Raw genomic sequence first — 13,158 nt, 5'->3', positions numbered from 1 at the left:
GCCGGTTCAGGCGTTCAGGCAGGGCTTCACAGGTGGCGGCGTCGGGCGGCGACCTGCCGGTCGTACTCCTCCCGGGCCTTCACCGCCGCCGGTCGGCTCGCGGTTTCGGCTACCGGAACATCCCACCACGCCTGTGCCGGAGGGGGGCCCGACACTGTGTCGGGCGTTTCGGTCTCGACGTAGACACAAGTGGGACCGTCGGCGTCGCGGGCCTCGGAGAGGGCTTTGCGCAGGTCGTCGACGGTGGAGGCGCGCAGGACCCGCATGCCGAGGGAGGCCGCGTTGGCGGCCAGGTCGACGGGGAGCGGCGGGCCGGTGAAGCCGCCGTCGGCGTCGCGGTGGCGGTAGGCGGTGCCGAAGCCCTCGGCGCCGACCGACTCGGAGAGGCCGCCGATGGAGGCGTACCCGTGGTTCTGGAGGATCAGCAGCTTCAGCGGCAGGTTCTCCTGGACGGCGGTGACGATCTCGGTGGGGTTCATGAGGTACGTGCCGTCGCCGACGAGGGCCCAGACGGGGCGGGGCCGCTCGTGGGTCGCGGTGGCGAGGAGGACGCCGATCGCGGCCGGGATCTCGTAGCCCATGCAGGAGTAGCCGTACTCGACGTGGTACTGGTCGCGGGAGCGGGTCCGCCAGAGTTTGTGCAGGTCACCGGGGAGGGAGCCCGCGGCGTTGATGAGGATGTCGTCCTCGGTGACCAGGGCGTCCAGGAGGCCGAGGATCTGGGTCTGGGTGGGGCGTGCGGTGGGGTCGGGGGTGGCGAAGGATGCCTCGACCTGTTCCTCCCACGCCTCCTTCGCGCCGGTGTACTCCGTCTCGTACGCCGGATCGACCCGGTAGCCGCGTCCGGCGAGCGCCGCCGTGAGCGCCTCCAGCCCCGCGCGGGCGTCGGCGACCAGGGGGAGGGCTGCCAGCTTGTGGGCGTCGAAGGCGGTGATGTTGAGGTGGAGGAAGCGGACGGCCGGGTCGGCGAAGAGGGTGCCGGAGGCGGTGGTGAAGTCGGAGAAGCGGGTGCCGACGCCGATGACCAGGTCGGCGGTGCGGGCCAGCTCGTCGGCGGTGGCGGTGCCGGTGTGGCCGATGCCGCCGACGTCGGCCGGGTGGTCGTGGCGCAGGGCTCCCTTGCCCGCCTGGGTGGAGGCGACCGGGATGCGGGTGGCGGCGCTGAACGCGGCGAGGGTCTCCTCGGCGGCGCTGTGCCGGACCCCGCCGCCCGCGACGATCAGCGGGCGGCGGGCGGAGCGGATCGCCCGTACCGCCGTCTCCAGCTCGTACGTGTCGGGCGCGGGCCTGCGGATGTGCCAGTCGCGCTCGGCGAAGAACTCCTCCGGCCAGTCGTACGCCTCCGCCTGCACGTCCTGCGGCAGCGCGAGCGTGACGGCTCCGGTCTCGGCCGGGTCGGCGAGGACCCGCATCGCCTGGAGGGCGGCCGGAATCAGCGCCTCCGGCCGGGTGATCCGGTCGAAGTAGCGCGAGACGGGGCGCAGACAGTCGTTGACGGACAGGTCACCGGCGTACGGCACTTCGAGCTGTTGCAGTACGGGGTCGGCGGGCCGGGTCGCGAAGGTGTCGCCGGGCAGGAGCAGGACGGGCAGCCGGTTGATGGTGGCGAGGGCGGCCCCGGTGACGAGGTTGGTGGCCCCGGGCCCGATGGACGTGGTCACCGCGTGCGCGGAGAGCCGCCCCGACTGGCGGGCGTACCCGACGGCCGCGTGCACCATGGCCTGTTCGTTACGGCCCTGGAGGTACGGCATGCGGTGCCCGGCCCCGTTGCCGGTGCCGTTTCCACCGTGGGCCGCCTCCACGAGCGCCTGGCCGATGCCCGCGACATTGCCGTGGCCGAAGATGCCCCAGGTGGCGCTGATCAGCCGCTGCCGGCGGCCGTCACGCTCGGTGTACTGCCGGGCCAGGAAGGCGACCAGGGCCTGAGCGGTGGTCAGACGGCGGGCGGGGGCCGGGCGCTTGGGGTTCTCAGGGCTCGCGGGACTCGTCGGGCTCAAGGCGTTACCTCCGGGCCGGGCGACGGATGCGCCGTGTAGAGCGGGAGTCTGGCGTCGATCGGCTCGCCTGGCCAGGTGTCGCGGATCCACCGGTGGTCGGGATGGTCGCGGATCAGCCAGGCGCGCTCCTCCCCCGGCCCGGCCATCACGTTCAGGTAGTACAGCGTGCGGCCGGGCGGGGCGATGGACGGGCCGTGCCAGCCGTCGGGGATCAGGACCGCGTCCCCGCTGCGGACTTCGGCCAGGACATCCGTACCGCCGTCGCGCGACGGGGAGACCCGGTGGTAGCCGAGCCCGCCGTCCTGCACCTCGAAGTAGTAGATCTCCTCCAGCTCGCACTCCTCGCCCGGGACGTGCTCGTCGTGCTTGTGGGGCGGGTACGAGGACCAGTTGCCGCCCGGGGTGAGGACCTCGACGGCGATCAGCCGGTCGCAGTCGAAGGTGTCGGCGGCGGCGAAGTTGTTCACCTGCCGCGAGCAGGTCCCGGAGCCCCGCAGCTCGACGGGTACCTCCGGCGCGGGGCCGTAGCGAGCGGGGAGTCGTCGCTCGCACTTCGCTCCTGCCAGGGCGAAGCGGCCACCTGCGCCGGAGGAGATCTGTGCGTGGGCGTCGCGCGGTACGTAGGCGAAGTCGGACACCCCGCTGAACACGCTCTCCCGGCCCAGCAGTTCAAAGGTCTCACCTGCCGTATGCACCGTACAGCCACCGGCCAACGGCAGGACGATCCATTCACTACCGCCGGTGACGAACTCATGAACCCCGCCCGGCTCCAGCTCCAGAACCCGCAGGGCGGAACGGTCCCAGCCGGCGCTCTCGGGATCGATGTCGACGGCGTACGCCCCGCGCGCGGCGCTGCCGGACGGGAGATGGAACCGGCGCGGCTCCTGGCCCTGGTTCTGGTCCCGGTGCTGTCCCTGGTCGGGGTGATGCGTCGTCATATCCCCTCCCTACCCGTGCGGAGCAGCGATACGGCGGTGTCGACGGCGAGCGTCACGTCCCCGTCGACCGGGTAGAGCAGCGAGCGTCCCACGACCAGCCCCCGCACCGTGGGCAGCCGCAGCGCGTCGCGCCACTTCCCGTACGCCACGTCCTGGTCGTCGCCGACCTCGCCGCCGAGCAGGACGGCGGGCAGCGTGGACGCCTCCATCGCCCGGCCCATGGCGTCGGGGTCGTCGGTGACGGGGACCTTCAGCCAGGTGTACGCGGAGGTCCCGGCGAGGCCCGACGCGATGGCGATGGAGGTCGCGACGGCGGCGGCGCCGAGGTCGTTGCGGAGGCGGCCGTCGACGCGGCGGCAGAGGAACGGCTCGACGAAGACGGGCAGCCGGTGCGCGGCCATCGCGTCGATGGTCCGGGCGGCGGTGTGCAGGGTGTCCAGCGAACCGGGGTCGTCGTGGTCGATGCGCAGCAGCAGCTTCCCCGCGTCGAACCCGTGCCGGACCAGGTCGCCGGGGCGGTAGCCGGTGAACCGGTCGTCGAGCTCGAACGCGGCGCCGGCCAGCCCGCCGCGGTTCATCGAGCCCATCACGACCTTGTCCTCCAGGGCTCCGAGCAGGAGGAGGTCGTCCAGGACGTCGGCGGATGCGAGCACGCCGTCGACCCCGGGGCGGGAGAGGGCGAGGCAGAGCCGCTCCAGCAGCTCGAAGCGGTTGGCCATGGCGAGGGGCCGGTCCCCCACGGCGAGCGCGCCGCGCGCGGGGTGGTCGGCCGCGATGATCATCAGCCGGTCGCCGGGGTGCCGGATCAGGCGTCGCCGCTTCCGTCGCGCGGCGGCCTCGGCAACGGCTTCGGGACGCTCGGCACGCAGCCGGACGAGGGCGGAGAGGGAGGGCGCGAGCGGCGTCATGAGCCCGCCCCGGTGCGAGGGCCCGCGGAGGCGTCGTGGCCGCCCGGAGCGGCTGGGTGAGCCGCGGGGCCGGAGCCGCCCGGGTGAGCCGCGGGGGCATCGGGGGCAACCGCCACGCCGGTGGTTGCCTGAGCGCCGGGGCCGGTCGCCGCACCGGTGCCCGCCGGAGCACCCAGCTCCGCCGTGACCGCGCCGGCCGCGAGGGCCGCCTCGACCTCGTCCGGAAACGGCATCGCGGAGGAGCAGGCGAGCCGGGAGGCGACGATCGCGCCGGCCGCGTTCGCGTACCGCACGAGGCGGTCCAGCGGCCACCCGGCGAGCAGGCCGTGGCAGAGCGCACCCCCGAACGCGTCGCCCGCGCCGAGGCCGTTGACCACCTCCACCGGCAGCGGCGGGCAGTCGGCGGCGGTGCCGTCGCGGTGCACGGCGAGCACGCCCTTCGGGCCCCGCTTGACCACGGCCAGCTCCACCCCGGCCGCGAGCAGGGCCCGGGCGGCGGCGTACGGCTCGCGTTCGCCGGTCGCGATGGCGCACTCGTCGACGTTGCCGACGGCGACCGTGGCATGGGCCAGCGCCTCCCGGTACCGCGCGGGCGCCTCGGCACTGTCGTCGCCCCCGTCCCAGAACATGGGCCGCCAGTCGAGGTCGAAGACGGTCGCCGTACGCGGGGCGCCCGCCGGGCGGTCGGCCCGCGCCGCGCTCTCGCTGCGGGCGCGGAGGGCGGCCAGTGTGGCGGAGCGGCTCGGTTCGGCGCAGAGCCCGGTGCCCGTCATCCAGAAGATCCGGGTGTCGCGCACCGCGGCCAGGTCGAGGTCCGGCGCGTGGATCTCCAGGTCGGGGGCCTTGGGCTGCCGGTAGAAGTAGAGCGGGAAGTCGTCCGGCGGGAAGATCTCGCAGAAGGTGACCGGGGTCGGGTACTCCGGCACGGGCGTCACCCACCGGTCGTCCACCCCGAACCGCTCCAGTTCCTGATGGAGGTACGCGCCGAAGGGATCCTGCCCGGTGCGGGTGATGACGGCCGTGCGCCGCCCCTGCCGGGCCGCCGCCACCGCGACGTTCGCCGGGGAACCGCCGAGGAACTTGCCGAACGTCTCGACCCGGGCGAGCGGTACGCCGACCTCCAGCGGGTAGAGGTCCACTCCGATCCGCCCCATGGTGATCACGTCGTACGGCTCAGGCATGCCCATCCCTTCGCACCACCGGCTCGCCCCGCCGGTTCGCCCCGCCGGTGGCCGGCTGGTCCCAGGTCTAGCCCTCTCCCGGGAACCCTGTCAACATTTTGTCCGGACATTCGGACGAACCCTTGACACTCTTCCGCACGGGCCATGAGGCTGGGCGTTATGACCCCCTCCGTCCGCTCCTCGGCCCGCATCCGCATCGGCTCGGCCCCCGACTCCTGGGGCGTGTGGTTCCCCGACGACCCGCAGCAGGTGCCCTGGCGACGCTTCCTCGACGAGGTGGCCGAGGCCGGGTACGAGTGGATCGAGCTCGGCCCGTACGGCTATCTGCCCACCGACCCGGCCCGGTTGGCCGACGAGACCCGCGACCGGGGGCTCACGGTCTCCGCCGGTACCGTTTTCACCGGATTGCACCACGGCCCGGACGTCTGGGACCGGACCTGGGCGCATGTCGCGGACATCGCCGCGCTGACCCGGGCCATGGGCGCCGAACACCTGGTCGTCATCCCCTCGTTCTGGCGCGACGACAAGACGGGCGAGGTGCTGGAGGACCGCACACTCACGCCCGCGCAGTGGCGTGACCTGACCGCGCAGACCGAGCGGCTGGGCCGGGAGGTCCGGGAACGCTTCGGGCTGCGGATCGTCGTCCACCCGCACGCCGACACCCACATCGACACCGAGGAGAACGTCAACCGCTTCCTCGACGCCACCGATCCGGAGCTCGTCTCGCTCTGCCTGGACACCGGGCACTACGCCTACTGCGGCGGCGACAGCGTCAAGCTCATCGAGACGTACGGGGAACGCATCGGCTACCTCCATCTCAAGCAGGTCGACCCGGGGATCCTGGCGGCGGTGGTGGCGGAGGAGGTGCCGTTCGGCCCGGCCGTGGCCCGGGGGGTGATGTGCGAGCCGCCCGGCGGGGTTCCTGCCCTGGAACCGGTCCTGGAGGCGGCCCGCGCCCTGGACGTCGACCTGTTCGCGATCGTGGAGCAGGACATGTATCCGTGCCCGCCGGACAAGCCGTTGCCCATCGCGCGCCGCACCCGGGAGTTCCTCCGCTCCTGCGGAAGGCCCGGCTCGCCCCTCGGGTGAGACGGGGCGGCCCCCGGGCCGAAGATCCCCGGGCCGAAGATCCCCGGGCAGGAGGTTCCCGGGGAGGAGGGCCCCGGAGAGGAGGGCCCCGGGCCAGAGAATCCCCGGGTCAGACTCCCGTGCGTCCGTCGACGCGTTCGCGGACGATGTCGGCGTGGCCGCAGTGCCGTGCGTACTCGCCGATCATGTGGGTGTAGATCCAGCGCAGCGTGACCCGTCCGCCCATGAACGGGCTGGTGTCATCGATCGCCCGGCCCGCGCAGTTCTCCCGGGCCGCCGCCACTTCTCCCTCCCACTGCGCGAGCGCCTGCTCATAGGTGGCGCCCTCGGCGAGCTCCCAGCCTCCTTCACGGCCCTGGCTCCCGTCCCCACCGCCGGCCGGAGGGGCGAAGAGCGGCGGGGCGTCCTCCTGGGCGAGCACCCGGCGGAACCAGTTCCGCTCGACCTCGGCCAGATGCTGGAGCAGTCCGAGCAGGGTGATCGGCGAGGGTGCCGCCGACGCCTCGCGCAGCCCTTCCTCCGGCAGGTCGGCGCATTTCTGGGCGAGGGTGGCGCGGTAGAAGTCGAGCCAACTCTCCAGGGTGGCGCGTTCGTCGGCGTCCAGCGGGGGCATCGGGCGTTCGGCAGTGCTCATGCCTTTCATCGTGGCACCCGGGTCTGACAGCGGCCGAGCCCCTCGCCGCCGGCCCGTCACCACCAGCCGCACTTCATCCTTTCTGTCACAGCAGTAACCGTTTCGGCACACATATCTCCGTTACGCGGGTTTTCTGTCACAGCCGGTCGACAGCCCCACCCCGCCTGCCGCTCGGGGTCGTTCAACCGAGCACAGGCTGAGTGATCGTCGACTCGGGAAGTGCAGAAAGGTGTCACCGATGACGGACAGAACGCTCTGGTCCTACAAGGACATTGCCGCGCACATCCAGGTCCAGCCGGACACCGTCCGCTCCTATCGCAAGCACGGCCTCCTGCCCCCGCCCGACCAGGTGAAGAACGGGAAGCCGTACTGGTACGGAGACACCGTCCGCGCCTGGGTCGCCTCGCGCCCCCGCAACCGGGGGCGCTGACGCCCTGTCACCTCTGGTCGGCGGCCCTGCGGAAGAGGGCCGTCCAGAGGAACGACTCCCCGAAGCGCGGGGATTCGGGTGACTCGTCGCTCATCCGGCGCAGCTCGATCTCCGTCAGCCCGGAGAAGACGTGGCGCAGCTCGTCTTCGGTGTAGGCGAGCCCGCCGTGCAGACCACCCGTCAGGTAGAGCTCGGCGTCCGGCAGTTCCGACCCCATCCCGCCCTCACCGGCGGCGAAGCAGGTGAGCGCGAAGTGGCCGCCGGGCGCGAGGCACCGCTCCAGGAGGGCGAGATAGCTGATCCGCCGGTGGGGCGGCAGGTGGTGGAAGCAGCCGGAGTCGTAGATCAGGTCGTAGGGGCCTGCCAGGGCGGCCCCCTCCGCCGTCAGGGCGAACGCGTCCCCGTGGTGGAACCGGACGCCGTGGGCCCCCGCCTCGTCGGCCCGCTCCCGGGCCCAGGTCAGCGCCGCCGGGGAGAGGTCGACCGCGTCGACGTCGAAGCCGAGCGAGGCCAGGTGGAGCGCGTTGCGGCCGGGTCCGCAGCCGAGTTCGAGCACCCGGCCCGGGGCGATCAGTCCCTGCCGGAGGTACGCGTCGAGGTTCTCGTCGGGCTTGTCCACGAAGAACGGCACCTCCTTCGAACGGTCCGCGTAGAAGTCGTCCCACCAGGACGCCCCCTCGCCCGTCCACCGGTCCGCCCCCGGGGCGAACAGCCCGTCCATCAGCGCCAGTACATCGTCGGTTGTGCGTACGTGCCGGTCCATCCCCGGGCCCCCCTTTTCCGATGGGGCAATTCTAGGTAGTCGGAGCATGAAACCCCAGGTCAACGACCTATTGCCGAGGCCGCCCGCGCCCCTCTGACGCCTTCCGGCCGGGCGGGGGAACCGGGCCCACCGCCCCACCCGTTCGATGCCGAGCGGGCCCACCGGGGCCCGCCTGGAGGGCATTCCCGGCCTCCCCGAGGGCTGTTTCCGAAGGACTTTCCCGCCCCGCGTTCCGGGACGGGCCAGCCCCTGAGGGCGAACGCCCCGGAACGGGTGTCAGCGTCTCGCCGGTTCGGCCGGTTCGGCTGGTTCGGCCGGTTCGGGCCGTTCGGGCCGTTCGGGCCGTTCGGCGAGGGGCGCGGACGTCTCGGGGGCGGACTCCGCCGCGGGCTCCCCGCCCCCGGGGCCGCCCCGGTCGCCCGCCGCCTCCGGAGCGGGGGCGCCGGCCGGGGCCGCTTCCCCTTCGCTGAGGCCGAACCTGCGGTGGAAGGCCCGCAGGGGCGCGGGGGCCCACCAGGTGGAGCGGCCCATCAGCTTCATCACCGCGGGGACCAGCAGACTGCGCACCACCATGGCGTCCATCAGGACGGCCAGCGCGATGCCGAGCCCCAGCATCTTGGTGTTGGTCACCCGTGAGGTGCCGATGGCCACCATCACGACGGCGAGGATGACGGCGGCCGCGGTGATCAGTCCGCCGGTATGGCGGAGTCCGAAGGTGACGGAGTGCTCGTGGTCGCCGGTGCGGTCGTACTCCTCCTTGATACGGGATATCAGGAAGACCCCGTAGTCCATGGAGAGTCCGAAGGCCACGCAGAACATCAGGACGGGCAGCGTCGTCTCGATGTCGCCCGTGCTGGTGAACGCGAGCAGCCCGGAGAGATTCCCGTCCTGGAAGACCCAGACCACCGCTCCGAACATCGCGGTCAGGCTGAGGGCGTTGAGCACGACCGCCTGAAGCGGGATGAGCACACTGCCGGTGAGCAGGAAGACCAGGAGCAGGGTCACGACCACGATGATCGCCAGGGCCCAGGGCAGCCGGTCGGCTATGGCGTCCTTGGAGTCGACCAGGACCGCCGCCGTGCCCGTCACCGAGGTGTCGAGGGAGGAGGCGGGGGGCATGGACCTCAGGTCCCGTACGAGCTGCTGGGCCGCCTCGCCGACCGCTTCGCCCTCGGGCAGCACGCTGTAGTAGGCGACGGGGCCCTCGGCCACCGGGCCGTCGACCCGCTGGACGCCCGGGTGCCGCTCGATCCGCTCCTTCAGGTCCGCGTACTCGGCGGGGGAACCCTGCCCCTCGGCCAGCACCTCCAGGCCCCCGCCGGGGCTGCCGGGGAACCCGTCGCGCATGTGTTCCTGGACGATCCGGGACTCCGCGCCGGCCGGCAGCTGACGGTCGTCCGCCGTGCCGAACTTGACGCCCAGGAACGGCAGTCCGAGCAGCAGGAGCCCGGCCGTGGTGACGATGGCGAAGACGGGCGCCCTGCGCATGACCAGCGCACCCAGCCGCGCCCAGCCCCGGCCCGGCGACGCATCGGCGCCCTCGCCGGAGGCCGCCGCCGAGCCACCGGAAGCCGTGCCCGCCCCGGCCGTCGTGCCCGCCGCGCCTGCCGGGCCTGTCGTGGCCTTCCTCCGGCGGCGGAGCAGTCGGCGCAGGTCCAGCGAGTTGATCCGGTGTCCGAGCAGGACCAGCGCCGCGGGCAGCAGGATCAGTGCGGCAGCGGCGGCCAGGAGGACCACGGCGATACCGGCGTAGGCGAAGGACCGCAGGAAATACTGTGGGAAGACGAGCATGGCCGACAGGGACACCGCCACGGTCAGCGCGGAGAACAGCACCGTACGCCCGGCGGTCCGCAGCGTCGTGCCCACCGCCGTCCGGGGGTCCGCACCGCCGGCCAGCTCCTCACGGAAGCGGCGGACGATGAACAGGGCGTAGTCGATGGCGAGTCCGAGGCCGAGCGCCGTGGTGAGGTTCATGGCGAAGACCGAGACGTCGGTGAACTCCGTCAGGCCCCGCAGTACCGCGTTGGTGCCGAGGATGGCGACGATGCCGACGCCGAGCGGCAGCATCGCGGCGACGGCGCTGCCGAAGACCATGACCAGCAGGACGAGCGTCACCGGCAGGGCGATCAGCTCGGCCCGCAGCAGATCCTCCTGAATGATCGTCTGCATCTCGTGCTGCACGGCGACCGGCCCGCCGAGGGAGACCGTCACCGGCCCCCGCTCCCCTGCGAAGGCCGGGGCTATCCGGTCGAGGGTCTCCCCGGCGGTCGTCTCGTCGCCCCCGATCCGGGCAGCGATGATCGCCTCGTGACCGTCCTCGGAGCGCAGCGCGGGCGATTCGCTCCCCCAGTACGACCCGACGCCCGAGATCCCCGGCTCGGCCTCCAGCCGCTCGACGAGGCGGGCGGCCTCGGCGGCCACCGCCGGGTCGTCGACGGTCACCGAGCCGCTGTCCACCAGGAGGAGCAGGTTGGGCTGGGAGGCGGGGAACTCCCGCGCCAGCACCTCGGTCGCGTAGCTCGACTCGGCATCGGGGGCCTGCCAGCCGCCGCTGCCCATCCGGTCCGCCACCCCGCTCCCGGCGAACACGGCGAGTGCGGTGATCACCAGCGCGGCCAGCAGCGCGAGCCGTGGCCGGGCGGTGACGAACCGGGTCCAGCCGCCGACCGGGGGCGGCGCGGAACGGTTGACTTCGGGCATGGTGCGGTGTCCCCTTCACCGAGACCCGGGCAGCGCAGGGCAGCATGGGTCGGTCGTTGCCGTTTATTGTGGCAAACACGAGTAGTCGCTCGCGTTTCTCTAGAATGCGAGCGAGCACTCGCGTTTGTCAATCGCGTCATGAGAGCTGGGGATTGACCGTGCCGGAGGCCAAAGCCAACAAGGGCGCCGCAACGGACGGAGCAGACGGAGCCGTCGACGAGCCCGCCGCCGCGAACACCACCGCGGAGGGCGGCACGGAGGCCGGCGGCGGGGCGTCGGGCCCTGCCCGCCCGCGACGCCGCCAGGCCCGTGGCGAGGCCCGTATCGCCCAGCTGCTCCGGGCCGCCGCCGACGTCTTCTGCACCAGCGGCTACACCGCGTCCAGCACCAACGCCATCGCCCGCGAAGCCGGGGTCTCACCGGGCACGCTCTACCAGTTCTTCCCGAACAAGGAGGCCATCGCCGTCGAGCTCGGCGACCGGCTGCTGGACCGCTGGCGGGACACCTACGGCGCCGCCTTCGCCCAGAGCCACACGGACCTGCCGCTCGACCGCATGCTGGACGCCGTCCTCGACCCGCTGATCGCCTTCAACTGCGAGAATCCGGCGTTCTTCGTCCTGATGCACGGCTCGGAGATCCCCGGACAGATCACCGAGGCGCACGACACGCTGCACGCCACGATGCTGACGCGGGTGGAATCGGTGCTCGCCGACTACCTCCCGGACCTGCCCGGCCCCCAGATCCACCGCATCGCCGAGATGGCCTTCATGGTCTTCAAGGCCGGACTGGACCTGATCATGGCCAACGAGGGCGAGGAGCGCGCGGCCTGCATCCAGGAGTTGAAGACGGTGATGTTCCGCTATCTGGATCCCCTGGTCGGCGACGACACGTCGCGCCCGGCACCGCCGGAGACCATCGATACCCCCTAGGGGTATAGTATGGGTAGGGCGGGGCGCCGCGGCGCCCTCTGCGGCCCCACGCGCCCCGCCCCGTACCGCCGAAACGTGTTCGCGAAGAGGAGAACGTCATGACCGCCGAGACAGAGACCACGCCGTCCACCGGTTCCTGCTGCTCGCCCACCGGCTCCTGCCACGACGGTGCGGCCGACGTGCAGATCGAGCAGACCGACTCGGTCACCACCGTCTACCAGGTGAAGGGCATGACCTGCGGCCACTGCGAGGGGGCCGTGTCGGAGGAGATCTCCGGGATCGCGGGCGTCACCTCGGTCGCCGCCGTCGCCGCCACCGGCCTGGTCACCGTGGTGTCGAAGGCCCCGCTGGCCGAGGACGCCGTCCGGGCCGCCGTGGACGAGGCCGGTTACGAACTTCTCGGCCCGGCCGCCTGAGCGCCGGCCCTCCGCCGCACCACCCGTCCGCCGTCGGGCCGGCCGCACCAGTCGATACTGGTGGGGTACGGCCCGATCTGCGTTTTCCAGGAGTTCCGGACATGGCCAGCACAGCACCAGCCGACTTCCCGGCCGCCGACGCCTCCGAGGCCGAGCTCATGATCGGCGGGATGACCTGCGCCTCGTGCGCCGCCCGCGTCGAGAAGAAGCTCAACCGGATGGACGGCGTCACCGCCACGGTGAACTACGCGACCGAGAAGGCCCGCGTCACCTTCGGGGAGGGGCTGAAGCTGGGGGATCTCGTCGCCACGGTCGAGAAGACCGGCTACACGGCCCGCCCCGTGGCCCAGCCGCCTGTTCCGGCCCCCGCACGCGCCCCTGAGGGCACCCGGGAGGCCGCCCCGGAACCCGCGCCGCAGTCCGCCTCGGAGCCCACGCCGGAGTCCGCCCCGGAGCCCACGTTGGAGCCCGCGCCGGAATCCGCTGCGGAGCCCGTATCGGAAGCCGCCCCCGACTCCATCGCCCGGGACGCCGAAGCGGAGCAGGATGCCTCCCTCCCCGCGCTCCGGCGGCGTCTCGTCGTCTCCGCCGCGCTCGCCGTCCCCGTCGTCCTGCTCGCCATGGTCCCTGCGCTCCAGTTCGACTACTGGCAGTGGCTGAGCCTCACGCTCGCCGCGCCCGTCGTCGTCTGGGGCGGTCTGCCGTTCCACCGTGCCGCCTGGACCAACGCGAAGCACGGGGCGGCGACGATGGACACGCTGGTCTCGCTCGGCACGCTCGCCGCGTTCGGCTGGTCGCTGTGGGCCCTGTTCCTCGGCGAGGCGGGCATGCCCGGTATGCGCCACGGTTTCGACCTCACCGTCTCGCGCGCCGACGCCACCTCGACGATCTACCTGGAGGTGGCGGCCGGGGTCATCGCGTTCATCCTGCTGGGCCGCTACCTGGAGGCCCGGGCGAAGCGGAAGTCCGGGGCGGCGCTGCGGGCGCTGATGCACCTGGGGGCGAAGGACGTCGCCGTGCTCAGGGCGGGCGGGGAGGTACGCGTCCCGGCGAGCGCGCTCGCCGTCGGCGACCGCTTCGTCGTCCGCCCCGGGGAGAAGATCGCGACGGACGGGACGGTGGTCGAGGGATCCTCCGCCGTGGACGCGTCCATGCTGACGGGAGAGTCCGTGC

12 protein-coding genes are annotated in these 13,158 nt (G+C 72.7%); 5 read left to right on the top strand and 7 right to left on the bottom strand.

Going from position 1 to position 13,158, the window contains the following annotated elements; translation table 11 throughout:
• Positions 1-26 precede the first annotated feature (26 nt).
• Genes iolD through iolC form a run of 4 tightly spaced genes read right to left on the bottom strand, consistent with a single transcriptional unit; the run spans position 27 to position 5,024 of the window.
• Positions 27-1,997, bottom strand: coding sequence for a 3D-(3,5/4)-trihydroxycyclohexane-1,2-dione acylhydrolase (decyclizing) (iolD, locus tag ACFWM7_RS08415; protein ID WP_383256663.1), 1,971 nt, complete (start codon positions 1,995-1,997; stop codon positions 27-29).
• A complete protein-coding gene (gene iolB, locus ACFWM7_RS08410) occupies positions 1,994-2,935 on the bottom strand; it encodes a 5-deoxy-glucuronate isomerase (RefSeq protein ID WP_383256658.1) in 942 nt (313 codons plus the stop codon). Before iolB ends, iolD begins: the two co-directional genes overlap by 4 nt.
• The gene (locus ACFWM7_RS08405) at positions 2,932-3,843 is read right to left on the bottom strand and encodes a deoxyribose-phosphate aldolase (protein WP_383256655.1); all 912 of its coding nucleotides are present in this window, start codon (positions 3,841-3,843) and stop codon (positions 2,932-2,934) included. The genes iolB and ACFWM7_RS08405 overlap by 4 nt, the downstream gene beginning before the upstream one ends.
• Complete coding sequence (gene iolC / locus ACFWM7_RS08400) at positions 3,840-5,024, bottom strand: 5-dehydro-2-deoxygluconokinase (RefSeq protein WP_383256651.1); 1,185 nt, start codon at positions 5,022-5,024, stop codon at positions 3,840-3,842. The genes ACFWM7_RS08405 and iolC overlap by 4 nt, the downstream gene beginning before the upstream one ends.
• 159 nt (positions 5,025-5,183) lie before the next feature.
• On the opposite strand from iolC, the gene ACFWM7_RS08395 reads away from it, so the two are divergent.
• Entirely contained in the window at positions 5,184-6,113 is a 930-nt protein-coding gene (locus tag ACFWM7_RS08395) for a sugar phosphate isomerase/epimerase family protein (protein ID WP_383256647.1), read from the top strand.
• 109 nt (positions 6,114-6,222) lie between these two features.
• On the opposite strand, the gene ACFWM7_RS08390 is transcribed toward ACFWM7_RS08395, so the two are convergent.
• Positions 6,223-6,747 carry a DinB family protein gene (locus tag ACFWM7_RS08390; protein ID WP_383256643.1) on the bottom strand — a complete coding sequence of 175 codons (525 nt, stop codon included), beginning with the start codon at positions 6,745-6,747 and terminating at the stop codon, positions 6,223-6,225.
• Positions 6,748-6,985: 238 nt separating this feature from the next.
• On the opposite strand from ACFWM7_RS08390, the gene ACFWM7_RS08385 reads away from it, so the two are divergent.
• Positions 6,986-7,177: an AlpA family transcriptional regulator gene (locus ACFWM7_RS08385; protein ID WP_010064909.1), complete on the top strand. Its 192-nt coding sequence runs from the start codon at positions 6,986-6,988 to the stop codon at positions 7,175-7,177.
• Positions 7,178-7,184: 7 nt separating this feature from the next.
• On the opposite strand, the gene ACFWM7_RS08380 is transcribed toward ACFWM7_RS08385, so the two are convergent.
• Positions 7,185-7,940 carry a class I SAM-dependent methyltransferase gene (locus ACFWM7_RS08380; RefSeq protein WP_383256639.1) on the bottom strand — a complete coding sequence of 252 codons (756 nt, stop codon included), beginning with the start codon at positions 7,938-7,940 and terminating at the stop codon, positions 7,185-7,187.
• Positions 7,941-8,216: 276 nt separating this feature from the next.
• Entirely contained in the window at positions 8,217-10,640 is a 2,424-nt protein-coding gene (locus tag ACFWM7_RS08375; protein ID WP_383256636.1) for an MMPL family transporter, read from the bottom strand.
• Between the two features lie 158 nt (positions 10,641-10,798).
• Between ACFWM7_RS08375 and ACFWM7_RS08370 the strand changes: the two genes are divergently transcribed.
• The 3 genes from ACFWM7_RS08370 to ACFWM7_RS08360 form a co-directional block, all read left to right on the top strand.
• On the top strand, positions 10,799-11,569 hold the full coding sequence (locus tag ACFWM7_RS08370) for a TetR family transcriptional regulator (RefSeq protein WP_383256633.1): 771 nt from the start codon (positions 10,799-10,801) through the stop codon (positions 11,567-11,569).
• Positions 11,570-11,667: 98 nt separating this feature from the next.
• Positions 11,668-11,985 (top strand): heavy-metal-associated domain-containing protein, encoded by a 318-nt coding sequence (locus tag ACFWM7_RS08365; RefSeq protein ID WP_383256630.1) that lies wholly within the window; start codon positions 11,668-11,670, stop codon positions 11,983-11,985.
• A gap of 101 nt (positions 11,986-12,086) precedes the next feature.
• Positions 12,087-13,158: cation transporter (locus tag ACFWM7_RS08360; RefSeq protein WP_383256627.1), on the top strand; the 1,072-nt coding region annotated here is incomplete at its 3' end.

This window comes from Streptomyces sp. NPDC058375, assembly GCF_042723425.1.
Lineage (GTDB): Bacteria > Actinomycetota > Actinomycetes > Streptomycetales > Streptomycetaceae > Streptomyces > Streptomyces durocortorensis.
The sequence above is the reverse complement of the archived record's forward strand: the minus strand, read 5'-3'. Positions and strand labels throughout refer to the sequence as shown.

Excerpts from the sequence above, each read along its gene's own strand:
- ACFWM7_RS08395 (WP_383256647.1), top strand. The coding sequence starts at position 5,184 with ATGACCCCCTCCGTCCGCTCCTCGGCCCGCATCCGCATCGGCTCGGCC.
- iolC (WP_383256651.1), bottom strand. The coding sequence starts at position 5,024 with ATGCCTGAGCCGTACGACGTGATCACCATGGGGCGGATCGGAGTGGAC.
- ACFWM7_RS08390 (WP_383256643.1), bottom strand. The coding sequence starts at position 6,747 with ATGAGCACTGCCGAACGCCCGATGCCCCCGCTGGACGCCGACGAACGC.
- ACFWM7_RS08365 (WP_383256630.1), top strand. The coding sequence starts at position 11,668 with ATGACCGCCGAGACAGAGACCACGCCGTCCACCGGTTCCTGCTGCTCG.
- ACFWM7_RS08375 (WP_383256636.1), bottom strand. The coding sequence starts at position 10,640 with ATGCCCGAAGTCAACCGTTCCGCGCCGCCCCCGGTCGGCGGCTGGACC.
- iolB (WP_383256658.1), bottom strand. The coding sequence starts at position 2,935 with ATGACGACGCATCACCCCGACCAGGGACAGCACCGGGACCAGAACCAG.
- ACFWM7_RS08405 (WP_383256655.1), bottom strand. The coding sequence starts at position 3,843 with ATGACGCCGCTCGCGCCCTCCCTCTCCGCCCTCGTCCGGCTGCGTGCC.
- ACFWM7_RS08385 (WP_010064909.1), top strand. The coding sequence starts at position 6,986 with ATGACGGACAGAACGCTCTGGTCCTACAAGGACATTGCCGCGCACATC.
- ACFWM7_RS08380 (WP_383256639.1), bottom strand. The coding sequence starts at position 7,940 with ATGGACCGGCACGTACGCACAACCGACGATGTACTGGCGCTGATGGAC.